The sequence below is a fragment of the Acidovorax sp. Root217 genome (assembly GCF_001428645.1).
Taxonomy (GTDB): Bacteria; Pseudomonadota; Gammaproteobacteria; order Burkholderiales; family Burkholderiaceae_C; genus Acidovorax.
This window is the reverse complement of record NZ_LMIH01000012.1, coordinates 641,974-665,202: the sequence shown is the minus strand read 5'-3', so window position 1 is coordinate 665,202 and position 23,229 is coordinate 641,974. Positions and strand designations below refer to the sequence as shown.

Sequence of the window (23,229 nt, the reverse complement as noted above, 5' to 3'; positions counted from 1 at the left end):
CCTGTGGTTAGAGGATCTCCAGCACCGTCTCTGCCGGCCGGCACAACCGTGTGCCCAGCGGCGTGGCGACGATAGGCCGGTTCATGAGGATGGGGTGGGCCACCATGGCGTCGATGAGCTGGGCGTCGGTCACGCCCGGCTCGCCCAGCTTCAATTCGGCAAACACCGCCTCTTTGGCGCGAACCAGGTCGATGACCGGCACACCCATGGCCGCCACCAGCGCCTGCAGCGCAGCGCGGTCCAGCGGGGTCTTGAGGTACTCGATGACTTCGGGCTCCACCCCGCGCTCCCGCAGCAGGGCCAGGGTGCTGCGCGAGGTGCCGCAACGGGGGTTGTGGTAGATCGTGACCATGTTCTTTTCCGCGCCTTCAATGGGCATGGGCCGCTCCACTCACAAGGGTGACGATCACCATGCCGGCGATCAGCCAGGCAATCTGGGCCACGGTCTCGCGCGCGGAAAGGCGCTTTTGCAGCTGGGGAATCAGGTCGGCCAGGGCCACGTAGATGAAACTGCTCGATGCCACGGCCAGGAAGTAGGGCAGCAGGTCCTGCAACTGCCCCACGAGGTAGTAGCCCACAAGGCCGCCCAGTGCCGTGACGGCGCCCGCCAGCGACACCTTGACCAGCGCCATGCGGCGGTTGGGGCTGGTCTGGCGCAGCACCACCAGGTCGCCCATGTGGTGCGGCACCTCGTGCGCGAGCACCGAGACGGCGGCGATCATGCCCAGACGGATGTCGGCCATGAAGGCCGATGCGATCAGGATACCGTCACCAAAACAGTGCACGCTGTCGCCCGTGAGCACGGCCCAGCCGCCCGTGCGCGGGGCACCGTGGTGATGATGGTGGTGCTCATGCCCATGGGCATGGTCGTGTTCCGCGTGCGGGGTCGGTTCCGGCGCCGCGTGGCTGTGCTCATGCCCGTGGTGCCAGAGCTCCGCCTTGTCCAGCAGGAAGAAGAAGACCACGCCGATCAGCAGCGTGGCGAACAGGTCGTGTGCTCCGGCCTGGCTCTCGAAGGCCTCGGGCAAGAGGTGCATGAAAGCCGTGGCCAGCAGCGCGCCGGCCGCCAGGCTCAAGAGGTGCTGGGGGCCCACGCTGTCCGTGCGACCGCCGAGGCCCATGCGCATGAGCAGCGCGGCCAGCCACACGCTGCCGATGCCGGCAGCCAGGGTGGCGAGGATGATTGCTATCAGAGTCATAGCTGTATGTGACCGTCCATTGAGCGATAGGTAGATGTTCTTATGTCAATCGGGGGGCACCGCGGGCTTCCGGCCGGCGCTGGGCAGCCCCTTGCGGGGATGGGCCTGCATCGGCGTGAAAAAAGCCGCCCCTGAAGACAGGGGCGGCTGATTGTAGGAGAGCGGTCGGTCAGACGACGCCGTTCGCCTTGAACCAGGCCAGTGCACGCTTCCAGCCATCGTCGGCCGCTTCCTTGCGGTAGCTGGGGCGGTAGTCGGCATGGAAGGCATGCGGCGCGTCAGGGTACACCACGAATTCCGAAGCCTTGGCGGCGGCAGTGCCACCGGCCAGGGCAGCTTTCATCTTATCAATCGTGTCAAGGGGGATGCCGGTGTCTTTTTCACCGTACAGGCCGAGCACCGGCGCCTTGAGGATGGGCGCGATGTCCACGGGGTGCTTGGGCGTGAGGTCGCTGGCCTGGCCCACGAGGCGGCCATACCAGGCCACGCCGGCCTTGACCGGGCCGTGCGCTGCATACAGCCAGGTGATGCGGCCACCCCAGCAAAAGCCGGTGATGCCGATGCGCGCAGCGTCGCCACCGTTGGCGGTGGCCCAGGCCACGGCGCCGTCGAGGTCGGCCATCACCTGCGCATCGGGCACCTTGGAGACGATCTCGGCCATGAGCTTGGCGGCCTCGGTGTACTTGGAGGCATCGCCCTGGCGCGCATACAGATCCGGGGCGATGGCCAGGTAGCCGGCCTTGGCGAAGCGGCGGCAGGTGTCGGCGATGTACTCGTGCACGCCGAAGATCTCCTGGATCACCAGCACCACGGGCAGGCCGGTCTTGCCCGCGGGCGCCGCGCGGTAGGCCGGCACCTTGAAGCCGCCCACGGTGAAGCCGACCTCACCCGCCGTCAGGCCGTCGGCAGGGGTGGCGATGGCTGTCTGCGCCATCAGCGGCGCGGCGGCGGCGGCATAGCCCAGGCCGATGGCCGTCTGCAGGGCCAGGCGGCGCGTGGCACCGGCTTCGGTGGTACGGCCGGGCAGCAGGGCCTCGGTATCCTGTCGGTGGTCGTCGCTCAGCATCGTTGATCTCCAATGGGTAAATGGGACAGGGCGAGCGCGCAGTCTAGGCGGTTTGCGCGGCAGCTGCCAACGCCGCACCTTCTGGACGGCCTTTTGCCCCCTTGCCTACTGGGGGACGTAGTCGGTCGGGTACTTGAGCGAATCCACGAGCAGGTGCGGCATGCGCATGCCCAGGTTGATGCCGCGCGGCGGGATGGGCGCGGTGAACCATTTGCCGTAGAGGCGGTGCAGCTCCCGCGTCTGGATGAGGCGGCGCAGCTCCGCATCCACCACCGCCTTGAGCTCGGGGTTGTTCTTCTCGAAGGCAATGGCATAGGGCTCGATGGTCATGGGCTTGCCGATCACCTTGAGGTCCTCGGGCCGGCCGTGGCTGGCGCGCAGGCCGAACAGCAGCACATCGTCCATGGCAAAGGCTTGCACCTTGCCTTGCACCACCCAGGCAAAGCCCTGCGCGTGGTCCGCTGCCGGCTCGACGCGGATGCGCACGGACTTGGCCAACGCCTCCTTGGCAAGCGAGTCGATGTTGGTGGTGCCGGTGGTCGAGGCCACGACCTTGCCATCCAGGTCCTCGATGCGCTCGTAGGGCTGGCTGCTGAGCACCACCATGCGCGAGGACGCGACAAAGTGCGGGATGGTGAAGGCCACGCGCTGGCGGCGTGCCGCAGTGTTGGTGGTGGAGCCGCATTCGAGATCGACCTCGCCCTTTTCGATGGCGTCGAACCGGGTGCTGGACGTGACCTGGCGGTAGTCCACCCGGGTCTCGCGCAACTGGAGATGCCGGCCCAGTGCCTGCGCAATGCTCCGGCAGACATCGACGCTGTAGCCCATGGGCACGCCATCGGCCACATAGGACAGGGGCATTGACGATTCGCGGTGCCCGATAACTACGCTGCCGCGTGCCTGGATGCGGTGCAGCGCACCGCCGGGCGGCTTGGCGGTGGCAGGGGGCGGTATCTGCGCTGGCGCGCTGCCTGCCGCTGCGGCCAGCAGGCACAGGGCCCATTGCGCAGGCATGCGGGCACACCGGCGGCTCCACAACGCATGGGATGCCAAAGTCATGTCGAGATCACCTTGAAAAGGGGCAGCCGGCCTGTGCAGCGCGGGCTTGCGGGAGCAACGGCAGCCGCACTGCCGAGGGGGAAGGCCCGGAATCAGGCGGCTGCCGGCACCGTGTCCACCAGGTAGGCCTGGCGCGCCAGCGCAGCCGCCAGCACGGCCGAGGGATTGACCAGCGACAAACCTGGCAGCGCCGGGCTTTCCTCCAGCGCCAGCGGTATCTCCGTGCAACCCATGACCAGGGTGCCGATGCCATGGCGCTGCTGTAGCGCGAGGGCCACCGACCCGAAGCGCTCACGCGCCAGGGCATAGTCGCCCGCCTTCACCCCGTCGTAGATGCCCTGCATGAGCTCTTCGCGTTCGGCCACGGAGGGCAGGCAGCAGGCGATGCCCGCCCGCTCCAGCTCGCCCTGGTACAGCCCGGCGTCATAGGCGCCGCGCGTGGCCAACAGGCCCACGCCGCGCACCTGGCGCGCCGCCAGGCCGGCCACCACCTCCTGCACGCCATGCAGCACCACCAGCTGCGGAAAGCGCTGCTGCAGCAGGCCATGCCAGGCATGGGCCGTATTGCAGGCGATGGCCACCGCGCGCGCGCCCAGCGCTGCCAGGCGGCCGGTGGCCTGCAGCATGGGCTCGGCCGGCTGGTGCGCGCCCTGGCGGGTGTCGCCCAGGGCATTCGTGCGGTCGGGGATGGGCACCTGCGCCAGCCAGTGCTCGGGGTAGGCCTGGTCATGCACGGGAATGCCCAGCTGCGCCATGCGCTCGCCGCAGGCCTGCACAAACAGGCGCGCGAAGTCCGCGCCTGCGGCTGGCCCCATGCCGCCCAGGATGCCCACCGTCTGCGTGGCGGGGCGATGGCTTGCCAACATGCTCGGTGGCTCCCGTCAGATGGCCGGCTTGTCGCTCTGGGCCGTGAGGTTGTCGCGCAGCTCCTTGCCCATGGGCAGCTTGAGGTTCTGGCCGCGCGGTGCGATGGGCGACATGAACCACTTGGTGTAGAGCTTCTCGAACTCGCCGGACTTCATCAAGCCGCCGATGACGCCGTTGACCAGGGCCTGGAACTGTGGGTCGTCCTTGCGCAGCATGCAGGCATAGGGCTCGACCTGCAGCGCGTCGCCCACCACGTCCCACTCGGCCGGGTTGCGCGCATTGGCCATCAGGCCGTAGAGCAGGATGTCGTCCATGGCAAAGGCTTCGGCGCGGCCGGTGTCCACCAGCAGCAGCGAATCCTCGTGGTCCTTGCCCATCAGCACTTCCATGTCGAGCTTGTTGTCGCGGTCGTACTTGCGCACCACCTGGGCATTGGTGGTGCCCGAGGTGGTGGAGATCTTGCGCTTGGCCAGGTCGCCGAAGCCCTTGATGCCCGAGCTCTTCTTGGTCAGCAGGCGCGTGCCGGTATAGAAATAGTTGGTGGCGAACTGCACGTCCTTGCCGCGCACGCTGTTGTTGGTGGTGGAGCCGCATTCCAGGTCCACCGTGCCGTTCTGCACCAGGGGGATGCGGTTGAGCGAGGTGACGGGCTGCAGCTCGACCTTGATGGCCGGGTTGTTCAGGCGCTTTTTCACGGCGTCGGCCACGGCGTTGGAGATATCCACCGCAAAGCCCACGGGCTGGCCCGGGCCTGCCAGGTAGCTGAAGGGCACGGACGACTCGCGGTAGGCCAGCGTGATCTTGCCGGTGTCGGCGATCTTCTTGAGCGTGTCGGCACTGGCGATGGAACAGGCCAGGAGGCCGGTGGCCAGCAGGGCGGCACGGGTGACGGCGGACAGTCGCATGGAATTCCCTTCGTGAGGTGGTGGATGAGGAGAAAGAAAAAGGCAAGGCGTGAACGCACTGTAGGAACTTGCCCGCGCTTTGAACAATTCATTTCACCTGGGAGGCCATGCCGGAAAGTTATGCCTGGGGCATACCCGCCCCATAACCTCCCGTCATGGCCCCCATGCGCAACGGCATTGTTCAAACCCGGCGCCGGCTTCTACAGTGGCCGCCAGAGCAACCAACCAAAGCAAAGAGCATGCAGGTATGTGTATTGGGCGCGGGCATCGTGGGGCTGGCCACCGCATACGCGCTGCGCCAGCGCGGCATGGAGGTCACCGTGATCGACCGGGGCGCACCCGGCGAAGGGGCCAGTGGCGGCAATGGCGCGCAGCTGAGCTACAGCTATGTGCAACCCCTGGCCGACGCAGGCATCTGGCGGCAATTGCCCAGCCTGCTGTTCTCGGCCGACTCGCCCCTGTCCCTGCGCCCGCAGTGGGACCTGCACCAGTGGCGCTGGGGCCTGCAGTTCCTGGCCGCCTGCAACCGCACCACCTCGGCGCGCAGCACGGCCAAGCTGCTGGCCCTGGCCGCGCTGAGCCGGGAGCGCTTCGACGCCATGCTGCAGGCCGAGCAACTGGCATGCGACTTCTCGGCCACCGGCAAGCTGGTGCTCTACGGCACTGCCGATGCGTTGGGCGCAGCCCGGCGGCAGATGGAACTGCAGCGCGCCTTCGGCAGCCTGCAGGAAGCCGTGGATGTCGAGCGCTGTGTGGCACTGGAGCCGGCGCTGGCCCACTACCAGGGCCGCATCGCGGGCGCCATCTACACCCAGAGCGAGTGCGCGGCCGATTGCCTGCAGGTATGCCAGGGGCTGCACACCCTGCTGGCCGCGCGCGGTGTGCGCTTTTTGCTGGGGACAGAAATCCAGGGCTTTGCCACCGGGCAGGGCCACATCCAGGCGGTGCGCACCCGCCTGGGGAATGTGGAGGCCGACCACTTCGTGCTGGCCCTGGGCAGCGCCAGCCATGGCATGGCGCGCACGCTGGGCGTACATGTGCCGGTTTACCCGCTCAAGGGCTACAGCATCACGCTCGATGCCAGCGATGCCCCGGGGGCGGCACCGCACGTGAGCGTGACCGACGCGGCGCGCAAGGTGGTGTTTGCGCGCATCGGCCAGCGCCTGCGCGTGGCCGGGATGGCCGAACTGGTAGGGCACGACACACGCATACCGCCCGAGCGCATAGAAAGCCTGTGCGCTGCCGCACGCGCGCTGTTCCCGCACTGCAGCGATTTTGAAGCGACCCGGCCCTGGACCGGCATGCGCCCCGCCACCCCCACCGGCCTGCCGGTGGTGGGGCGCCACGCGGGCGCACCGGCCAACCTGGTGCTCAACACCGGGCATGGGGCGCTGGGCTTCACCCTGGCTTTCGGCACGGCGGCACGGGTGGCCGAATTGCTCGCGGGCTGACCCCCTTCAGGGCGCGGGGCTCTGCGGGGCAGACGCCATGGTCTCGGCCACGGCCTGGCGCATGCAGGCAGTCATGGCGCTGGCCAGCAGCGAGGCCGGGCGGTTGACGGTGCGCAGCGACTGGATGGGCACGGGGATGTGCGGCGCCAATGCCAGCACATCCACCTGGCTGCGGTCGGCGGACGCAGCGGTGCAGGCATCCACCAATGCCACGGCGTGCCCATGGCGTGCCAGCGCCAGCGCGGCATGGTAGGTCTGCACCGTGATGGCCGTGCGCAACCCTACGCCCGCTTCGCGGCAGGCATGGCTGACCACGGTGCCGATGGGGTCGCGCACGTCCAGGCGCACCACCGGGGTGTCGGCCAGGTCGGTGAGGTGCACGGTGCCCGAGCGCACCAGCGCGGGGGCCAGCATGCCCTTGGGCGCCACGCAGACCATGTAGCCGTCGGCAATGTGCTCCTGGCTCAGCGAGGGGTGGGCGATGGAGCTGAACACGAAGCCCACGTCGGCCTCCTGCAGCACCAGGGCCGAGACGATCTGCGGCGAGTGCAGTGCCTCGATGGTGATGCCCACGTCCGGGTGCAGCGCACGAAAGCTGCGCAGCGCGCGCGGCAGCACCTCGTAGCTCAGTGCCAGCACGCTCAGGATGTGCAGCTCGCCCTCGCGCCCGTCGCCCTTGAGGCTGGCGGCCAGGCGCTGCACGTCGTCAAGCTGGGTGAACAGGCGCTCGATGTGCGGGTACAGGGTCTGTGCCTCGGTGGTGGGCACCAAGCGGCCCTTGAGCCGGTGGAACAGCGCGAACCCGAGCTGCAGCTCTGCATGCGCGAGGATGCGGCTCACCGCCGGCTGGGTGACGTTGATGAGCCGTGCGGCAGCGCTCACGCTGCCGGTGAGCATCACGGCGTTGAAGACTTCAATGTGGCGAAGGCGCATGCCTTTTTACCTTGCAATGAACGCGCCAGCGCCGCGGCTTTTCAATGTGCCTTGTCCCAGTTGGGGCCGACACCCACCTCGGCCAGCAGCGGCACCTTGAGCGCCGCCACCTCGGCCATCAGGCGCGGGATATGGCTGCGCACCCAGTCCACCTCGCCCTCGGGCAGCTCGAACACCAGTTCATCGTGCACCTGCATGATCATCTTGATGCCGGGCTTGTGCGCGTCGAGTTCCTTCTGCACGGCCACCATGGCCAGCTTGATCAGGTCGGCCGCCGTGCCCTGCATGGGGGCGTTGATGGCGGCGCGCTCGGCACCGCTGCGGCGCGGGCCGTTGGGGGAATTGATCTCGGGCAGGTACAGGCGCCGGCCGAACACCGTCTCCACATAGCCCATGGACTTGGCAGCAGCCTTGGTCTCGTCCATGTACTGCTTGACGCCAGGGTAGCGCTGGAAGTACTTGTCGATATAGGCGGCCGCGGCCTTGGTCTCGATACCCAGGTTCTTGGCCAGGCCGAAGCTGCTCATGCCGTAGATGAGCCCGAAGTTGATGACCTTGGCGTAGCGGCGCTGCTCGCTGGTGACCTGGTCCACCTCCACGCCGAACACCTCGGCGGCGGTGGCGCGGTGCACGTCCAGCCCGGCATGGAAGGCATGCAGCAGCGAGTGGTCGCCGCTGATGTGGGCCATGATGCGCAGCTCGATTTGCGAGTAGTCGGCGCTGGCGATCACGCTGCCCGCAGGCGCCACGAAGGCCTCGCGCACGCGCCGGCCTTCCGGCGTGCGGATGGGGATGTTCTGCAGATTCGGGTCGTTGCTCGACAGCCGCCCGGTGACGGCCACGGCCTGCGCATAGTGGGTGTGCACACGCCCGGTGCGCGGCAGCGCCAACTGGGCCAGCTTGTCGGTGTAGGTGCCCTTGAGCTTGACCAGGCCCCGGTGCTCCAGCAGCTTGGCGGGCAGGGGGTAGTCCTCGGCCAACTTTTCGAGCACCTCTTCGTCGGTGCTGCGCGCGCCGGTGGCGGTCTTCTTGACCACGGGCATGCCGAGCTTGTCGAAGAAGATCTCACCGAGCTGCTTGGGGCTGCTCAGGTTGAAGGGCTGGCCCGCGATCTCGTAGGCCTCGGTTTCGAGCTGCACGATGCGCTGGCCCAGCTCGTGGCTCTGGTTGGCCAGCGTGGGCGCGTCGATCAGCACACCGTTGCGCTCGATGCGGTACAGGGCCTCGCTGCTGGCCATCTCCAGTTCGTAGATGAAGCGCAGCTTGTCATTGGCTTCGAGCAGCGGCCACAGGGCCTTGTGCACGTCCAGGGTCTGGTCGGAGTCCTCGCACGAGTATTCGGCGGCCTTGGCCACGTCCACCTGGGCGAAGGGGATCTGGTGCACGCCCTTGCCGCACAGGTCTTCGTAGCTGATGCCGCTGCGCCCCAGGTGCCGGTCGGCCAGGCTGGCCAGGCCATGGGGCTTGTGCACTTCCAGCACGTAGCTTTGCAGCATGGTGTCGTGTGCGTAGCCCTGCACCTCGATGCCGTGGTTGGCGAACACATGGCGGTCGTATTTGATGTGCTGGCCCAGCTTCAGGTGGCGCGGGTCCTGCAGCCAGGGCTTGAGGCGTGCCAGCACCTCGTCGAAGGGCAGTTGCGCCGGCGCATCGGGGCCCTCGTGGCGCAGCGGGATGTAGGCCGCCGCGCCCGGCTCCACGCTGAAGCTGATGCCCACGATCTCGGCGCGCATCTCGTCGAGCGAGGTGGTTTCGGTGTCCAGCGCCGTCAGGGACGCCACGTGCAGGGTGGCCAGCCAGCGGTCGAACTGGTCCCAGGTCAGGATGGTCTCGTAGCGCTCGTTGCGGGGCGGCTTTTCCACAGAGGCCTGGGCGCCCTCCCCACCGCCCCCTGCAGGCTCGGCGAACAGGTCGGCGGTGTCGGTATCGCCGGCCTTCTTGCGCGCGGCGGGAGCGGTTTGTGCGGCAGGCGGCTCGGCCGGTGAACCCAGCGCGCGCGCCAGGCCCTTGAATCCGTACTTTTCATAGAAGTCGCGCAGCCCATCGACCTGCTGCTCGCCGATCACGATGGCGTCGAGCGCAGGCAGGCCCACGATGTGCTCGACCAGGTCGCAATCGGTGCGGATGGTCACCAGCTTGCGGCCGGTGGGCAGCCAGTCGAGCGTGTTGCGCAGGTTCTCGCCGGCCACGCCCTTGATCTCGTGGGCACGGGCCACCAGTTCGGCCAGCGAGCCGTATTCCATCAGCCACTTGGCGGCGGTCTTGGGGCCCACCTTGGGCACGCCGGGCACGTTGTCCACGGTATCGCCCACCAGGGTCTGGAAATCCACCATCAGGTGCGGGGGCACGCCGAACTCGGCGGTCACGCCGGCCACGTCGCGGCGCTTGCCGTTCATGGTGTCGATGATGGTGATGTGCTCGTCCACCAGCTGCGACAGGTCCTTGTCGCCGCTGGAGACCACCACGTCGATGCCCTGGCTGGCAGCGGTCACGGCCAGGGTGCCGATCACATCGTCGGCCTCCACGCCCGGAATGGCCAGCACCGTCCAGCCCAGCATGCGCACTACGTCGTGGATGGGATCGATCTGCGAGCGCAGGTCGTCGGGCATGGGCGCGCGCTGCGCCTTGTACTCGGGGTAGATCTCGTCGCGAAAGGTGGGGCCGCTGGCGTCGAAGATACAGGCGGCGTAGTCGGCATGCACCTCCTTGCGCAGGGCCTGCATCATGTTGATCATGCCGCGGATGGCGCCCGTGGCCGCGCTCGTGGAGTCGCCCGGTACGGCACGCAGGTCGGGCATGGCATGGTAGGCACGGTACAGGTAGCTGGAGCCGTCCACCAGCACCAGGGTCTTTTTATTGCTCATGGGGGCAATTGTGCACGGCCAAAGGCCGCGCACCACCGCCGCCCGGCGCGCTCTACAATGGATGCATGCGCGCTGTTCATCTCTCCCTGCTGCTGGCTCTGGCCTGCGGCCCCGTACTGGCCCAGACCGGCGGCCAGAATGCCCCTGCGGGCGCCCCCCGGCAAGGCGAGGCACTTACCACGCCCGAGTCCCTGTCCGGGCGCAACAACCAGCGCACCGAACGCATCCAGATCGAGGACGCGGGCAGCCGCGTCGACGAGGTGCGTGTGGGCGGCCAGACGCAGAGCATCAACGTGCAACCCAAGACCGGCAACATGCCCAGCTACGAAGTACAGTCCCCCGACGGCGCGCGCGGCCGCACCGGGGCCCTCAACGGCGCCGAGACCAACACCGGCCCCCGGGTCTGGAACGTCCTGAAGTTCTGATGCCTGGCCGGGGGTGCTGCGCCCCCTGCTCCCGCTTTTTCCTCCGGATTTTTTCCGCATTTCCCCTGCTGAGCGATGGCCGTTTTTACCGAAGTCTCCAATGATGAGGCGCGCGAGTTGCTGCGCCGTTTGCACCTGGGTGAGCTGGTCGCGCTGCGCGGCATCGAAGGCGGCATCGAGAACACCAACTACTTCCTCACCAGCGACCAGGGCGAGTTCGTACTGACGCTGTTCGAGCGCCTGACGGCCGAGCAGTTGCCGTTCTACCTGCACCTGATGAAGCACCTGGCACACGGCGGCGTGCCCGTGCCCGACCCGCGCGCTGACGCCAACGGCGACATCCTGCACAGCATGTGCGGCAAGCCGGCCGCCGTGGTCAGCAAGCTGCGCGGCAAGAGCCAGTTGGCCCCCGGCCCGGTGCACTGCGCCGCCGTGGGCACCATGCTGGCGCGCATGCACCTGGCGGGGCGCGGCTACGACCGCCACCAGCCCAACCTGCGCGGCCTGCCGTGGTGGAACGAGACCGTGCCCGTGGTGCTTCCGCACCTCGATGCCAGCCAGGCAGCCCTGCTGCGCTCGGAGCTGGCCTACCAGAACCATGTGGCGGCCTCTTCGGCCTACACGGCGCTGCCCACCGGGCCGGTGCATGCCGACCTGTTCCGCGACAACGTGATGTTCGACGGCGAGGAGCTCACGGGGTTTTTCGACTTCTACTTTGCCGGCGTCGATACCTGGCTGTTCGACCTGGCCGTGTGCCTGAACGACTGGTGCATCGACCTGCCCACCGGTACGCACGACGCCGCGCGCGCCCGGCGCATGCTGGACGCCTACCAGGCCGTGCGCCCCCTCACGGCTGCCGAGCGCGAACTGCTGCCGGCCCTGCTGCGTGCCGGCGCCCTGCGCTTCTGGATCTCGCGGCTGTGGGACTTTTACCTGCCGCGCGAGGCCTCCATGCTGACCCCGCACGACCCGACCCACTTCGAGCGCGTGCTGCGCGGGCGCATCGCGCTGCCGGTGCACGCGGACTGAACGGTTCTGCGCACAAACAGGGCCTCTGAACGCGCATTTCGCGAGGAATATCACGCCCCGGGGCCTTTCGCATGCCCCCACATGGCCCCCGCCATGGTCCGCTGGGGTAAATTAGTCGCCATCTCCCCCACCCAGAAGCCAGGCCCGATGGCGCGGGTCCCCTCCTGATCCGCCCCTGCATCCATGAAACTCCACATCGTTCCCGCCCGCACCGGCATCGCCTGGGTCAAGCTCGGCATCCGGTCGTTCTGGCGCCAACCCATGGCACTGGCGGCGTTGTTCTTCATGACCATGGCCGCCATGTCGCTGGCCAGCCTGGTCCCGCTGGTGGGCCCGGCGATTGCGCTGGCCCTGCTGCCCTCGGCTACGCTGGCCATGATGGTGGCAGCGGCCGAAACCACCATGGGGCGCTTTCCGACGCCCGCCGTGCTGCTGGTGGCCTTTCGCACCGGCCAGCAGCGCCTGCGCGACATGCTGGTGCTGGGCGCGCTGTATGCCGTGGGCTTCCTGTCCATCATGGGGTTGTCGGCACTGATCGACGGCGGCCAGTTCGCCAGCGTCTACCTGGGGGGCGCGCCACTCACGCGCGAGGTGGCCGAAAGCGCATCGTTCCAGGGCGCCATGTGGCTGTCGATGCTGCTGTACCTGCCTTTGTCGCTGACCTTCTGGCACGCACCCGGACTGGTGCATTGGCATGGGGTGCCGCCCGTGAAGGCCCTGTTCTTCAGCCTGGTGGCCTGTGTGCGCAACTTCGGTGCCTTCTTCGTGTTCGGTCTGGGCTGGATGGGCATCTTCCTCGTGGCTGGCGTGGTAGTGGCCCTTGCGTCGGGCCTCATTGCCCTGGCCGGGCTGGGCACAGCCGCCAGTGGCATCATGGTCGGCACGGCCATGATGCTGGCGGCGATGTTCTTCACCTCCATCGTGTTCACGTTCCGCGACTGCTTCGAACCGCCCGCCAAACCCTCACCGGAGGAATCCCATGACGAACAGCCAGCACCCACACCAACTCCAGGGCCGCACTGAAGACGAGGTCGTCTGGTACCAGAGGCGCAGCCTGCTGCAGGCGGCTGCCGCCTGGACGGCGGCTGGAGGGTTCACTGCGGCGCATGCGCAGCAAGGCCGCAACGTGGTGGAGATGCGCGGCGATGTGCGCCGCAACGGCCAGGCCCTGGCGGCGGGCGAAGCCATCGCTCCTGGTGACCGGATCGAGACGGGGCCGGGCTCCACCGTGGTCTTCACCGTCGGCAAGGACGCCTTCATGGTGCGCCAGAACACCCGCATCTCGCTGGAAGGCGACACCCCCATGGCCGTGAAAGTGCTGCGCCTGCTGACCGGTGCGGTGGCCAGCGTGTGGGGCCGGGGCAGCGAGCGCCAGGTGGTCATGCCCACGGCCACGGCGGGCATCCGCGGCACGGGGGTGTATGCCGAGGTGTTCCCTGAACAGGACTTTCGCAGCTATTTCTGCAACTGCTACGGTACGGTGGACATTGCGGCCGGGGGCGAATCCGTCGTCAGCCAGGCGTCCTACCACCAGGCCTTCTGGGCCGAGGTCGCGCCGCGCAACGGCCGCATGCTGACGCCGGCCGGCGCCATCAACCACACGGACGAGGAACTGGAGTTCCTGGCCCGCCTGGTGGACCAGCGCACTGCCTGGCAGATCGCCGGGCGCAAGGGCAGCAAGGATGGCAGCGGGCAGATCACCTACCCTGCAGCACCTGGCGGCAGCGGCGGCACCACGCCACCAGCACCGGCCCCCGGACCCACTTCGCGCGCACGGCCGCCGTCGCCGTACGGCTCCGACTACTGAAACACCCCGACCTGCTGGCAAGCTGGCAAGCCTGCCGCCAGGCAGGCGCGCATGAAAAAAGGCTGCCACGCCTGCGCGTGACAGCCTGCAAAGGCTTGCTGCGAAAAAGCGCCTAAAACGCCCTGTCAGACGCCGATGGGCCCGCCGTCGGCTTTCTGTATGACCACGGTGGAAGAGCGGGGACGCACGGTGCCCGAGGCGGCCACCGTGGCGTCGCTCGTGCCGTAGGCCGGCCAGTTCACCGGGTGCTGGATGTTCAGGAAGATGGTCTTGTAGTCCGGCGTGAACGCGAAGCCGGTGATCTCGGCTTCGTTCGGGCCCACAAAGAAGCGGCGCAGGTCGCCCTGGTTCTGGGCATTGATGACCGGGCCCGTGCCCTTGCTGTCGGTGGTCATGGCGCCGGGGATCACGGCCAGCATCTGGTCGTTGGTGGAGCGCGCCACGGCATTGTTGCGGCCGCCGTCGATGCCGTTGTCGGTCTGGATCCACAGGATGCCGCGGTCGTCGAAGGCCAGGCCGTCCGGGCTGGCCAGCTGGTTCAGCGCCGTGAGGCCCGAGCGGTTGGTGTCGGCGGCAGCGCCGGCCTCGGAGCCGAACACGAAGATCTCCCACTTGAAGGTATTCGCACCCGGGGTGTCGTGCCAGCGCACGATGTGGCCGTTGGCATTGTTCAGGCGTGGATTGGGCGCATTCGTGCCCGTGGTGGCGTTGCGGCTGGTGTTATTGGTCAGCGTCACGTACACATCGCCGTTGGAGGGGTGCACGGCCGTCCACTCGGGGCGGTCCATGGGCGTGGCGCCCACGAAGTCGGCTGCGGCGCGGGTGTTGATCAGGATCTCGTCGATCGTCTTGTACTTGTCGCCCAGGCGGGTGCCGTCCTTGCCTACGCTGGCGAGCGTCAGCGGCAGCCAGGTGCCGCTGCCGTCGTCGCCAAAGCGCGCGACGTAGAGCGTGCCCTTGTCCAGGTACTTGGCACCCACGGCCAGGCGGTCGCTGCGGCGGGCATCGGCCGCATCCCAGTTGGCGTCCGACACGAAGCGGTAGATGTACTCGAAGCGCGAGTCGTCACCGCTGTAGAAGGCCAGCGGCTTGCCCGCTTCGGGCTTGCCGTAGGCTGCGCCTTCATGGGCGAAGCGGCCCATGGCCGTGCGCTTGGTGGCCACGCTGGCGGGGTCGTAGGGGTCGATCTCGACCAGGTAGCCAAAGCCGTTGACCTCGTTGCGCCAGTCGTTCAGGGCACTGGTACCGCTGGGCGTGACGTTGAAGCGGGCAAATTCACCTTGCACTTCGGTGGCGTCGCCGGCGGCGGTTTCCCACTTGTAGCGGCCGGCGGCCGTGGGCACGCCCACGCGCACCTGGTGCGCAGGCTGGTTCGATGCATTGGTGTTGACGAAGCAGGCCGCCCAGTTTTCCTCGGCGGTGATGTAGGTGCCCCAGGGGGTCGTGCCGTTGCCGCAGTTGTTGTTGGTGCCGCGCACCGTGGTGCCCGTGGGCGAATACGGCGTCTTGACCCAGTCGGTGCCGCCGACCGGCCCGTTGATGGCCATCGGCGTGGCCGAGGTGAAGCGGCGGTTGTAGCGCGAGTTCTTGACGATGGCCCAGGCGCTGCCGGTCTTGCGGATGTGCATCACGGCCACGCCATGGGCGTTGACTTCCTTGCGCACTTCTTCGGCGGGGCGCTTGCTGTTCACCGTGGTGGGGCCTGCGGGGTGCAGCGCCTTCTCGTCGATGTACTCATGGTTGACCACCAGCAGGCCTTCGCTGGAGCTGCCGTCCAGCGGGAAGTAATGCATGCCGTCATGGTGCATGCCGGTGGAGTTGAGCAGGTCCTTGGAGCTGTTCTTGCCGTCCTTGTCCCACTCGGCGGCGCTGTCGTTGAGCGGCGTGCCCCAGGCACCCAGCACCTGGGCCACATAGCCCGCAGGCACCACGCAGGCGTCGGTCATGGAATTGGCCAGCGAGCTGAAGCCCAGCTTCAGCGGCTCGTCGTCGCTGCCGCCGCAGGCGGACAGGCTGGTGCCGGTCAGCAGGGCCAGCGCTGCGCTCAGACCACCGCGCGTGACCGTGCGGCGCGACAGGTGGACGTCCAGGATGGCACTGAAAGGGGTGTTGCCAGCGTCGTTGCGAACGACCTTGTCAGAAATAGTCTTGCTCATGAAAACCGCACTCCTCTAGGTATTGATAAGTCATGGGAGTCGGCAGTCTAGAAATCGCATATGACCGATCCGTGACGCAAGAGCACTCGGCGCGCAGGGCGATTCGAGGGTGTGGCCGGCAGCCCGCCACGGCACCGTCAAATGCCTGTCACACAGTGTTCTTAGCATCCAGCACCAAGAGAGCGGCCCGTTGCCCTGCCATGCCTGCATGGCGAGCAGCGGCCTCTCTTCATAAAACCCATATAACAAACCACGGAAGCTGCAATCCAATGACCTCTGCGTCCACCCCTTCGCGCCGCCAGGCCCTCCAATTCCTGGCCGGCATCCCCCTGCTTCCGCTGGGCACAGGCGGCATCGCTGCCTCGCTGCTGACCGCCTGCGGCGGTGGCGATGACGGCGCGTCCTATGTGTCCACCGCGTTCACCTCGATGGCCGCGCCCACGCTGGCCAACCCGGCGGCCATGGCCACGAACACCGTGGGCTCGACCATGCAGGTCACGCTGAGCGACGGCTCGGTGCAGAGCTACGCGCTGGCCTACCAGCCCTTCTTCATCACCGGCGACTCGGTGCCCAACGTCAAGGGCGGCCAGATCCTGGCGGGCAGCTACTTCGACATCAACAACCAGCCCATCATCGACACCACGGTGGCCGGCAAGGACCGCCAGTTCTTCTCCGATGCCCCGGACGGCACCTCGCTGCTGACCGTGCCCAACGCCAAGGTCGACGGCGTCAAGGGCAACCACGTGTTCGCCGTGGTGCAGTTCGAATACACCACCTGGGCCCAGGACGGCAAGACCGACATGTACGGCAAGCTGCCCTCGCCCATCGCCGTGCTCACGCTGGACCAGGATCCCAACACCGGCAAATTGAGCCTGGTGAAGTACCACAACGTCGACACCTCCAAGGTGCACGGCCTGTGGATCACCTGCGGCGCCAGCCTGTCGCCCTGGGGCACCCACCTGTCGAGCGAAGAGTACGAACCCGATGCGTTCACCGTCGCCAGCAACACCCAGTTCCAGGCCTACGCCAAGAACCTGTACGGCGACGCGAGCCGCGCCAACCCCTACCACTACGGCCACATGCCCGAAGTGACGGTCAACCCCGACGGCACCGCCAGCATCAAGAAGCATTTCTGCATGGGCCGCATCTCGCACGAGCTGGTGCAGGTCATGCCCGACCAGCGCACCGCGCTGATGGGTGACGACGCTACCAACAGCGCCTACTTCGTGTTCGTGGCCGACAAGGAAAAGGACCTGTCCTCGGGTACGCTGTATGCCGCCAAGGTCGGCGCCGGCTTCACCGTCGATGCCAAGGCCACTGCCGGCGCACCGCTGACCTGGATCAAGCTCGGCTCGGCCAACAGCGCCGAGATCGAAGCCTTGGCGAACACGCTCAAGCCCACCGACATCATGACCGTGGCCACCGCCAACCCGAGCGATGCCAGCTACACCCGCATCGTGTCCAACGGCAAGGAAGAGTGGATCAAGCTCAAGCCCGGCATGGAAAAGGCCGCCGCCTTCCTGGAAACCCACCGCTACGCCGCCTTCGTGGGCGCCAGCATGGGCTTTACCAAGATGGAAGGCACCACGGTCAACGCCAAGGACAAGATCGCCTACTCGGCCCTGCAGAACGTGCAGACCTCGATGGTGGCCGGCAATGCCCTGAACGTGGCGGGCAACGGCGTGTCCGTGCCCAAGGCCATCAACGCCGGTGCCGTGATGGCCCTGAACCTGCGCGGCGGCCAGAAGGACACTGCGGGCGCCAACATCAACAGCGAGTGGATGCCTGTGGACACCAAGGCGCTGCTGGTTGGCGAAGACATCGCCTCCGACGCCCTGGGCAACACCGCCAACCCGAACACCATCGGCAACCCCGACAACCTCAAGTTCTCGGAAAAGATGCGCACCCTGTTCATCGGCGAAGACAGCAGCCAGCACGTGAACAACTTCCTGTGGGCCTACAACATCGACACCAAGCAGCTGTCGCGCCTGATGTCCATTCCCGCCGGCGGCGAATCCACCGGCCTGCATGCCGTGGACGAAATCAACGGCTGGACCTACATCATGAGCAACTTCCAGCACGCCGGTGACTGGGGCGCCATCCACAGCGTGGTCAAGCCCACGCTGGACCCGCTGATCATCGCCAACTACAAGAACAAGGCCGGCGCCGCCGTGGGTTACCTCACGGCAACGCCCAAGCAGCCACGCCTGGGCTGATCTTCCGGTTCTGCAACGGCTGCGCCGGGCGCAGCCACCAAGGGGGTCCCGCAGCCATGCGGGACCCCTTTTTTCGTGGACGGCACCCCCACAGGGGAGCCGCATGGCACACGCAGGCACAATGCCCTTTTGCACCAATGCAAATACATCCCATTCTTATAATCACTGCGATCCAGGGGTGCGGCACCGCGATGCATCCTTGAACTTCGGGCCTTTTCGCCCCATCACGCCCACCGGATTCCCGGCCTGGCCCCGGCCAGCCCGGGCGGCTCCAGGCAGGTCTGCCTTGTCACCCGTCTTCGTTCTTGAGGAGAAACGCATGAAAACCACGCTACTGCACACCACCACCCTGGCTGCGGCCCTGATCGCCGCCAGCCCCCTGGGCTTCCTGGGTGTGGCGCAGGCACAGGGCACGTCCGCTCAGGCACAACAGGCGGTGACGGCCGCCGCAGTGGCGGCGCAGTACGCCACGCTGGTGCATGCCAACTACGAAGACACCCTGACCAGCGCCAAAGCCATGCAGGCGGCGATCAAGGCCTTCACCGCCCAGCCGTCGGCCGAAACCCTGGCCGAGGCCCGCAAGACCTGGCTGGCCGCACGCGAGTTCTACGGCCAGACGGAGGCCTTTCGCTTCTACGGCGGCCCCATCGACGACGACAAGGGCCCCGAAGGCCAGATGAACGCCTGGCCCATGGACGAATCGTATGTGGACAGCGTCGAAGGCAAGCCCAAGGCCGGCCTGATCAACAACCGCAAGATCGCCATCACCAAGAAGGCGCTGGCGGCGCAGAACGAGCGCGGCGGCGAGGAGAACATCGCCACCGGCTGGCACGCCATCGAGTTCCTGCTGTGGGGCCAGGACTTGTCCGAAACCGGCCCGGGCAACCGCAATTTCGAGGACTTCGTGGACGGCAAGAAGCCCAATGCCGACCGCCGCCGCCAGTACCTCACGGTGGTGACCGAACTGCTGGTCGATGACCTGGGCTTCCTCGTGAAGTCGTGGGCACCTGATGCCAAGGCCAACTACCGCGCAAAGTTCGCCAAGGGCAACATGGAGTCGGTGCGCAAGATGCTGGTGGGCCTGGGCTCGCTCTCGCGCGGCGAACTCGCGGGCGAGCGCCTGGAAGTGGCGCTTAACAGCCAGGACCAGGAAGACGAGCACTCGTGCTTCTCGGACAACACGCACCGCGACGCCGTGACCAATGCCAAGGGCATCCAGAACGTGTGGCTGGGCGAATACCAGCGCGCCGACGGAAGCAAGGTCAAGGGCGCATCGCTGCGCGACCTGGTCGCCGCCAAGAACCCGGCCCTGGCCGACAAGACCACCCAGCAGATCGCCACCTCGGTGGCGGCGGCCGAGGCCATCCAGGCACCATTCGACCGTGAGATCATCGGCGGCAAGGATGCACCGGGCCGCCAGCGCATCCAGAAGACCATCGACAGCCTGACCCAGCAAAGCAAGGATCTTGTGGAAGCCGCCAACGCCATCGGCATCACCAAGCTCACGCTGGTCCAACCCTGAGGCTCCCCGCCTGCGCTTTCCTTTCGTTCCATGTCGCTTTTGCAAGCCCCTGACCGCCGGCGCGCCACGCGCCTGGCGATTGCCAGCATCGGCCTTGCGGCCCTGGGCGGCCTCATGGCCGACACCCCCGCCGACCCACTCGGCGAGAAGGTCGGCGGCAACACCACGGTGTACGCCACGGGCCGCAATGCCTTTTCCTTCCCGGCCGCCAACCTCGATGACGCTGAGCGCACGCGCTTCGTGATCGGCAATTCGTTCTTCCGCCGCAACTGGGTCGAGGCACCGGCCTCCACCAAGGCGCGCGACGGCCTGGGCCCGCACTTCATCGCGCGCTCGTGCGGCGGCTGCCACGTTCAGGACGGCCGGGGTGAGCCGCCAGCCATCTTCAACCGCCTGGGCGAAACCAAGGACCCGACGGTGGCCCTGCTGATACGCCTGTCCATCCCTGGCGCCGATGCCCATGGCGGCCCGAAGCACGACCCGGTGTACGGCGACCAGTTCAACAACGCAGCTGTCCAGGGCGTCAAGCCCGAGGGCCGCGTAACCCTGCGCTACAAGACCATCAAGGGCCAGTTCGCCGACGGCACGCGCTATGAACTGCTCGACCCGACCTACGGCTTTGCCGACCTGGGCTATGGCCCGATGCACCCACAGATCATGGCGAGCCCGCGCATTGCGCCGCAGATCATCGGCTTGGGCCTGCTCGAAGCCATTGCCGAGGCCGACATCCTGGCCAACGCGGCCGACCAGGCAGCGGCAGACGGCCCGATCAAGGGCGTGCCCAACCGCGTGTGGGACGCCCCCTCGGGCCAGATGATGCTGGGCCGCTTCGGCTGGAAGGGCAACGTTGCGACCATCGCGCACCAGACCGGCGGCGCCTTCCAGGGCGACATGGGCATCACCTCGAAGCACTTCGCCAACGAGACCTGCACCCCCACTCAGAAGGACTGCCTGGCCGCACCGAGCGGCAAGAGCGCCGCGGCGCAGGGCCAGCCGGGCGTGGAGATCGACGACAAGACCTTCGACGACGTGGTGTTCTACCAGGCCACGCTGGCACCGCCCGCACGCCGCAACCCCAAGGACGCACAGGTCGTGCGTGGCCAGGCGCTGTTCGCCAATGCCCAGTGCACCACCTGCCACCGGCCAAGCTATGTCACCAAGGAAGGCCCCTTCCCGCACCTGACGAGCAAGGCCCTGTCGGGCCAGCGCATCTGGCCCTATACCGACATGCTGCTGCACGACATGGGTGAACGCCTGGCCGACAACCGGCCCGACTTCGCCGCCAATGGCCGGCAGTGGAAGACGCCGCCGCTGTGGGGCACGGGCCTGATCAAGGACGTGAACGGCCACACCCGGCTGCTGCACGACGGCCGCGCCCGCGGCGTGCTCGAGGCCGTGCTTTGGCACGGCGGCGAGGCCGAGGCAGCCAAGGACAAGGTTCTCAAGATGAACAAGGCCGAGCGCGATGCGCTGGTCAAGTTCGTGGAGTCGCTATGAAACACCCATCCTTTCGCGCACTGGTGACCGCCCTGGCCCTGGGCGCCCTGCTGCTGCCGGCGCAGGCCCAGACCCGCTGGAAGCGCGACGCCGTGCCCTTCTACGACACCACGCACGCGCTGCAAAGCCTGTACGGCCACTGGGGCAAGCCGCGCGCACAGGAGCTGGCCATTGCCGCACAGGCGCTGGCACCGGCCGTGCGGGCGCTGTGCGAGGCGCCTGCAGGCCAATCGGCCGCAGCCCTCACCGGCGCCCGCAACGCCTGGCAGCGCAGCATGATGGCCTGGGAGACGCTGGGCGCCGTGGCCGTGGGCCCGGTGATCACACGCCGGACACAGCGACAGATGGACTTTGCCCCCACGCGCCCGGCCCTGATCGAACGGGCCATCAAGACCCAGCCGCAGGGCGCCAAGGCCTTCGAGCGCATCGGCACGCCCGCCAAGGGCCTGCCAGCGCTGGAATGGCTGCTGTGGACGCAGCCCGTGGCGCCCGGCACACCCGCCTGCAGCTATGCCGTGGAAGTGGCCCTGGACATCGAGCGCGAAGCCGTGGCCGTGGCCAGCGCCTTCGACACCGCTGCCGGTACCGACTGGGCGGCCGAGGACGAACAGGAGCGCTCCACCGCGGCCATGGGCGAGTTCATCAACCAGTGGGTGGGCGGCATCGAACGCCTGCGCTGGGCGCACATGGAAAAGCCGCTGCGTGCCGCGCAGGGCACGCGCACGCCCGAGTACCCCCGCGCCGCCAGCGGCCAGGCCTCTGCCGCCTGGAAGGCCGAGTGGAATGCCCTGCGCACCCTGGCCGTGCTGCCCGAAAGCGCCCCGACCCCCACGCCCGGCGAGGCCCTGGTGCCGCTGGAGACCTATTTGCGCGGCCGCGGCCTGAACCCGCTGGCCGACCAGTTGTTGGCCACCACGCAGCGCGTGGACAAGGCGCTGCAGGCCATCGACCAGGCTGGCGCCACCGGCAAGGCCGGCGGCGAACGGGTGCTGCAGGCGTCCAGGGAACTGGCAGCGCTCAAGCGCCTGGCCGAGGCCGAGATCGCGCCCGCGCTGCAGGTGAGCATCGGCTTCTCGGACGCCGATGGGGATTGAGGTGAACGCCACGCTGAGCCGCCGCCAGGCCCTGTGGCTGATGGGCGGTCTGGCGGCGATGCCGCTGGCAACCCACGCAGCCCCCGCCGCTGCGGCAGCCATGCAACTGCTGGCTGCCTGGCAGCAGGCCGATGGCAGCTACCGCATCGGCGTGCTGGCCGCGCAGGCCGGCGGGCCTTCGCCCCTGCAGGTGCGCCACATGCTGGAAGTGCCCACGCGCGCCCACGGCCTCAGCCAGTTGCCCGATGGCAGCATGGTCGCCACCGCGCGCCGCCCCGGTGACTGGCTGGTGCGCTGGCATCCAGGTCAGCCCGCCGGCAAGGCGCAGTGGCACTGGGTGGATGCGACGCGCTCCTTCAACGGCCATGTGATCGCCAGCGCTGACGGCCGCTTCCTCTACACCACCGAGACCGACGTGGACACGGGCGCCAGCCTGGTCGCACGGCGCGATGCGCGCAGCCTGGAGACCGTGGACGAGTGGGCCACGCACGGCATCGATGCGCACGAGCTGATCTGGGCACCCGCCGCCAAGGGCGGCCCCCCGGCGCTGATAGTGGCCAACGGCGGCGTGCCCACTGCGCCCGAAACGGGGCGCACCAAGCGCGACCTGCACACCATGGATTCGAGCATCGTGCGGCTGCACGGCGACAGCGGCGAACTGCAGGGCCAGTGGCGCCTGCCCGATGCGCGCCTGAGCCTGCGCCACCTGGCCTGGAACGCCGAGCGCACGGTGCTGGGCATCGCACTGCAGGCCGAGCACGCCGAGGCGGCGGACAAGGCGGCCGCGCCCATCCTTGCGCTGTTCGATGGCAAGGCACTGCGCCTGTGCCCCGCCGGCCAGTCGATGGCCGGCTATGGCGGCAGCATCGCCAGCACCGCCGAGGGCTGGGCCGTGAGCTGCCCGCGCAGCCAGGGCGTGGCCACCTTCACGCCCGATGGGCAGTGGCGCGGCCTGGTGGGCCTGGAGGAAGTCTGCGCACTGGCCGTGGGCAGTGGCCGGCTGTGGGCCGCCGGTGTCTCGCATTCCCTGGAAGACGCGTGCTCCCCGACCCCTCTCACGCACGCGCATGCCAAGGAGCTCACGGGCGCGCGCATGGACAACCACTGGGTAAGGTTGGCCTGACACCCGCCAGGGGCTG

The 23,229-nt window shown here is 67.9% G+C and carries 19 protein-coding genes; 10 read left to right on the top strand and 9 right to left on the bottom strand.

Annotated elements, in window-relative coordinates:
• Window positions 1–7 precede the first annotated feature (7 nt).
• The 6 genes from arsC to ASE31_RS13075 all read right to left on the bottom strand — a co-directional run bounded on the left by arsC (window position 8) and on the right by ASE31_RS13075 (window position 5,096).
• Window positions 8–379 carry an arsenate reductase (glutaredoxin) gene (gene arsC, locus ASE31_RS13100; protein ID WP_057202048.1) on the bottom strand — a complete coding sequence of 124 codons (372 nt, stop codon included), beginning with the start codon at window positions 377–379 and terminating at the stop codon, window positions 8–10.
• Window positions 369–1,199 (bottom strand): ZIP family metal transporter, encoded by an 831-nt coding sequence (locus ASE31_RS13095; protein ID WP_057202047.1) that lies wholly within the window; start codon window positions 1,197–1,199, stop codon window positions 369–371. The genes arsC and ASE31_RS13095 overlap by 11 nt, the downstream gene beginning before the upstream one ends.
• A 169-nt stretch (window positions 1,200–1,368) precedes the next feature.
• The gene (locus tag ASE31_RS13090; RefSeq protein ID WP_057202046.1) at window positions 1,369–2,265 is read right to left on the bottom strand and encodes a dienelactone hydrolase family protein; all 897 of its coding nucleotides are present in this window, start codon (window positions 2,263–2,265) and stop codon (window positions 1,369–1,371) included.
• A 105-nt stretch (window positions 2,266–2,370) separates the two neighbouring features.
• On the bottom strand, window positions 2,371–3,324 hold the full coding sequence (locus ASE31_RS13085) for an amino acid ABC transporter substrate-binding protein (RefSeq protein ID WP_082604136.1): 954 nt from the start codon (window positions 3,322–3,324) through the stop codon (window positions 2,371–2,373).
• A 92-nt stretch (window positions 3,325–3,416) separates the two neighbouring features.
• Complete coding sequence (locus tag ASE31_RS13080; RefSeq protein WP_057202044.1) at window positions 3,417–4,190, bottom strand: aspartate/glutamate racemase family protein; 774 nt, start codon at window positions 4,188–4,190, stop codon at window positions 3,417–3,419.
• A gap of 15 nt (window positions 4,191–4,205) precedes the next feature.
• A complete protein-coding gene (locus ASE31_RS13075) occupies window positions 4,206–5,096 on the bottom strand; it encodes an amino acid ABC transporter substrate-binding protein (protein ID WP_057202043.1) in 891 nt (296 codons plus the stop codon).
• Between the two features lie 239 nt (window positions 5,097–5,335).
• Here ASE31_RS13075 and ASE31_RS13070 point away from each other — a divergent pair, with 239 nt between their 5' ends.
• A complete protein-coding gene (locus ASE31_RS13070; protein ID WP_057202042.1) occupies window positions 5,336–6,547 on the top strand; it encodes a D-amino acid dehydrogenase in 1,212 nt (403 codons plus the stop codon).
• 6 nt (window positions 6,548–6,553) lie between these two features.
• On the opposite strand, the gene ASE31_RS13065 is transcribed toward ASE31_RS13070, so the two are convergent.
• Together ASE31_RS13065 and polA are read right to left on the bottom strand one after the other, a co-directional pair.
• Window positions 6,554–7,480, bottom strand: coding sequence for a LysR substrate-binding domain-containing protein (locus tag ASE31_RS13065; protein ID WP_057202041.1), 927 nt, complete (start codon window positions 7,478–7,480; stop codon window positions 6,554–6,556).
• A 41-nt stretch (window positions 7,481–7,521) separates the two neighbouring features.
• On the bottom strand, window positions 7,522–10,344 hold the full coding sequence (gene polA, locus ASE31_RS13060; protein ID WP_057202040.1) for a DNA polymerase I: 2,823 nt from the start codon (window positions 10,342–10,344) through the stop codon (window positions 7,522–7,524).
• A 65-nt stretch (window positions 10,345–10,409) separates the two neighbouring features.
• Here polA and ASE31_RS13055 point away from each other — a divergent pair, with 65 nt between their 5' ends.
• The 4 genes from ASE31_RS13055 to ASE31_RS13040 all read left to right on the top strand — a co-directional run bounded on the left by ASE31_RS13055 (window position 10,410) and on the right by ASE31_RS13040 (window position 13,605).
• A complete protein-coding gene (locus ASE31_RS13055) occupies window positions 10,410–10,769 on the top strand; it encodes a hypothetical protein (protein WP_057202039.1) in 360 nt (119 codons plus the stop codon).
• Between the two features lie 75 nt (window positions 10,770–10,844).
• Window positions 10,845–11,798: a homoserine kinase gene (locus ASE31_RS13050; RefSeq protein WP_057202038.1), complete on the top strand. Its 954-nt coding sequence runs from the start codon at window positions 10,845–10,847 to the stop codon at window positions 11,796–11,798.
• A gap of 183 nt (window positions 11,799–11,981) precedes the next feature.
• Complete coding sequence (locus ASE31_RS13045) at window positions 11,982–12,821, top strand: BPSS1780 family membrane protein (protein WP_057202037.1); 840 nt, start codon at window positions 11,982–11,984, stop codon at window positions 12,819–12,821.
• A complete protein-coding gene (locus tag ASE31_RS13040; RefSeq protein ID WP_057202036.1) occupies window positions 12,778–13,605 on the top strand; it encodes a hypothetical protein in 828 nt (275 codons plus the stop codon). Before ASE31_RS13045 ends, ASE31_RS13040 begins: the two co-directional genes overlap by 44 nt.
• Before the next feature lie 125 nt (window positions 13,606–13,730).
• Here the strand turns inward: ASE31_RS13040 and ASE31_RS13035 are convergent, their stop codons facing one another.
• Window positions 13,731–15,761 carry a PhoX family phosphatase gene (locus ASE31_RS13035; RefSeq protein WP_057202035.1) on the bottom strand — a complete coding sequence of 677 codons (2,031 nt, stop codon included), beginning with the start codon at window positions 15,759–15,761 and terminating at the stop codon, window positions 13,731–13,733.
• 269 nt (window positions 15,762–16,030) lie between these two features.
• On the opposite strand from ASE31_RS13035, the gene ASE31_RS13030 reads away from it, so the two are divergent.
• From ASE31_RS13030 to ASE31_RS13010, 5 genes are all read left to right on the top strand, one after another.
• Window positions 16,031–17,977 carry a PhoX family phosphatase gene (locus ASE31_RS13030; RefSeq protein ID WP_057202034.1) on the top strand — a complete coding sequence of 649 codons (1,947 nt, stop codon included), beginning with the start codon at window positions 16,031–16,033 and terminating at the stop codon, window positions 17,975–17,977.
• Between the two features lie 319 nt (window positions 17,978–18,296).
• Window positions 18,297–19,499, top strand: coding sequence for an imelysin family protein (locus ASE31_RS13025; protein WP_057202033.1), 1,203 nt, complete (start codon window positions 18,297–18,299; stop codon window positions 19,497–19,499).
• 30 nt (window positions 19,500–19,529) lie between these two features.
• Complete coding sequence (locus tag ASE31_RS13020) at window positions 19,530–20,996, top strand: di-heme oxidoredictase family protein (protein ID WP_057202032.1); 1,467 nt, start codon at window positions 19,530–19,532, stop codon at window positions 20,994–20,996.
• Window positions 20,993–22,090 carry an imelysin family protein gene (locus ASE31_RS13015; RefSeq protein ID WP_057202031.1) on the top strand — a complete coding sequence of 366 codons (1,098 nt, stop codon included), beginning with the start codon at window positions 20,993–20,995 and terminating at the stop codon, window positions 22,088–22,090. Before ASE31_RS13020 ends, ASE31_RS13015 begins: the two co-directional genes overlap by 4 nt.
• On the top strand, window positions 22,080–23,213 hold the full coding sequence (locus tag ASE31_RS13010) for a DUF1513 domain-containing protein (RefSeq protein ID WP_057202030.1): 1,134 nt from the start codon (window positions 22,080–22,082) through the stop codon (window positions 23,211–23,213). The genes ASE31_RS13015 and ASE31_RS13010 overlap by 11 nt, the downstream gene beginning before the upstream one ends.
• Window positions 23,214–23,229: the final 16 nt, after the last annotated feature.

What these genes read in the sequence shown, in the direction of transcription:
- ASE31_RS13010 (WP_057202030.1), top strand. Translation starts at nt 22,080, where the DNA reads ATGGGGATTGAGGTGAACGCCACGCTGAGCCGCCGCCAGGCCCTGTGG.
- ASE31_RS13020 (WP_057202032.1), top strand. Translation starts at nt 19,530, where the DNA reads ATGTCGCTTTTGCAAGCCCCTGACCGCCGGCGCGCCACGCGCCTGGCG.
- ASE31_RS13075 (WP_057202043.1), bottom strand. Translation starts at nt 5,096, where the DNA reads ATGCGACTGTCCGCCGTCACCCGTGCCGCCCTGCTGGCCACCGGCCTC.
- arsC (WP_057202048.1), bottom strand. Translation starts at nt 379, where the DNA reads ATGCCCATTGAAGGCGCGGAAAAGAACATGGTCACGATCTACCACAAC.
- ASE31_RS13095 (WP_057202047.1), bottom strand. Translation starts at nt 1,199, where the DNA reads ATGACTCTGATAGCAATCATCCTCGCCACCCTGGCTGCCGGCATCGGC.
- ASE31_RS13015 (WP_057202031.1), top strand. Translation starts at nt 20,993, where the DNA reads ATGAAACACCCATCCTTTCGCGCACTGGTGACCGCCCTGGCCCTGGGC.
- ASE31_RS13065 (WP_057202041.1), bottom strand. Translation starts at nt 7,480, where the DNA reads ATGCGCCTTCGCCACATTGAAGTCTTCAACGCCGTGATGCTCACCGGC.
- ASE31_RS13090 (WP_057202046.1), bottom strand. Translation starts at nt 2,265, where the DNA reads ATGCTGAGCGACGACCACCGACAGGATACCGAGGCCCTGCTGCCCGGC.
- polA (WP_057202040.1), bottom strand. Translation starts at nt 10,344, where the DNA reads ATGAGCAATAAAAAGACCCTGGTGCTGGTGGACGGCTCCAGCTACCTG.
- ASE31_RS13040 (WP_057202036.1), top strand. Translation starts at nt 12,778, where the DNA reads ATGACGAACAGCCAGCACCCACACCAACTCCAGGGCCGCACTGAAGAC.
- ASE31_RS13055 (WP_057202039.1), top strand. Translation starts at nt 10,410, where the DNA reads ATGCGCGCTGTTCATCTCTCCCTGCTGCTGGCTCTGGCCTGCGGCCCC.
- ASE31_RS13035 (WP_057202035.1), bottom strand. Translation starts at nt 15,761, where the DNA reads ATGAGCAAGACTATTTCTGACAAGGTCGTTCGCAACGACGCTGGCAAC.
- ASE31_RS13080 (WP_057202044.1), bottom strand. Translation starts at nt 4,190, where the DNA reads ATGTTGGCAAGCCATCGCCCCGCCACGCAGACGGTGGGCATCCTGGGC.
- ASE31_RS13045 (WP_057202037.1), top strand. Translation starts at nt 11,982, where the DNA reads ATGAAACTCCACATCGTTCCCGCCCGCACCGGCATCGCCTGGGTCAAG.
- ASE31_RS13070 (WP_057202042.1), top strand. Translation starts at nt 5,336, where the DNA reads ATGCAGGTATGTGTATTGGGCGCGGGCATCGTGGGGCTGGCCACCGCA.
- ASE31_RS13085 (WP_082604136.1), bottom strand. Translation starts at nt 3,324, where the DNA reads ATGACTTTGGCATCCCATGCGTTGTGGAGCCGCCGGTGTGCCCGCATG.
- ASE31_RS13025 (WP_057202033.1), top strand. Translation starts at nt 18,297, where the DNA reads ATGAAAACCACGCTACTGCACACCACCACCCTGGCTGCGGCCCTGATC.
- ASE31_RS13050 (WP_057202038.1), top strand. Translation starts at nt 10,845, where the DNA reads ATGGCCGTTTTTACCGAAGTCTCCAATGATGAGGCGCGCGAGTTGCTG.
- ASE31_RS13030 (WP_057202034.1), top strand. Translation starts at nt 16,031, where the DNA reads ATGACCTCTGCGTCCACCCCTTCGCGCCGCCAGGCCCTCCAATTCCTG.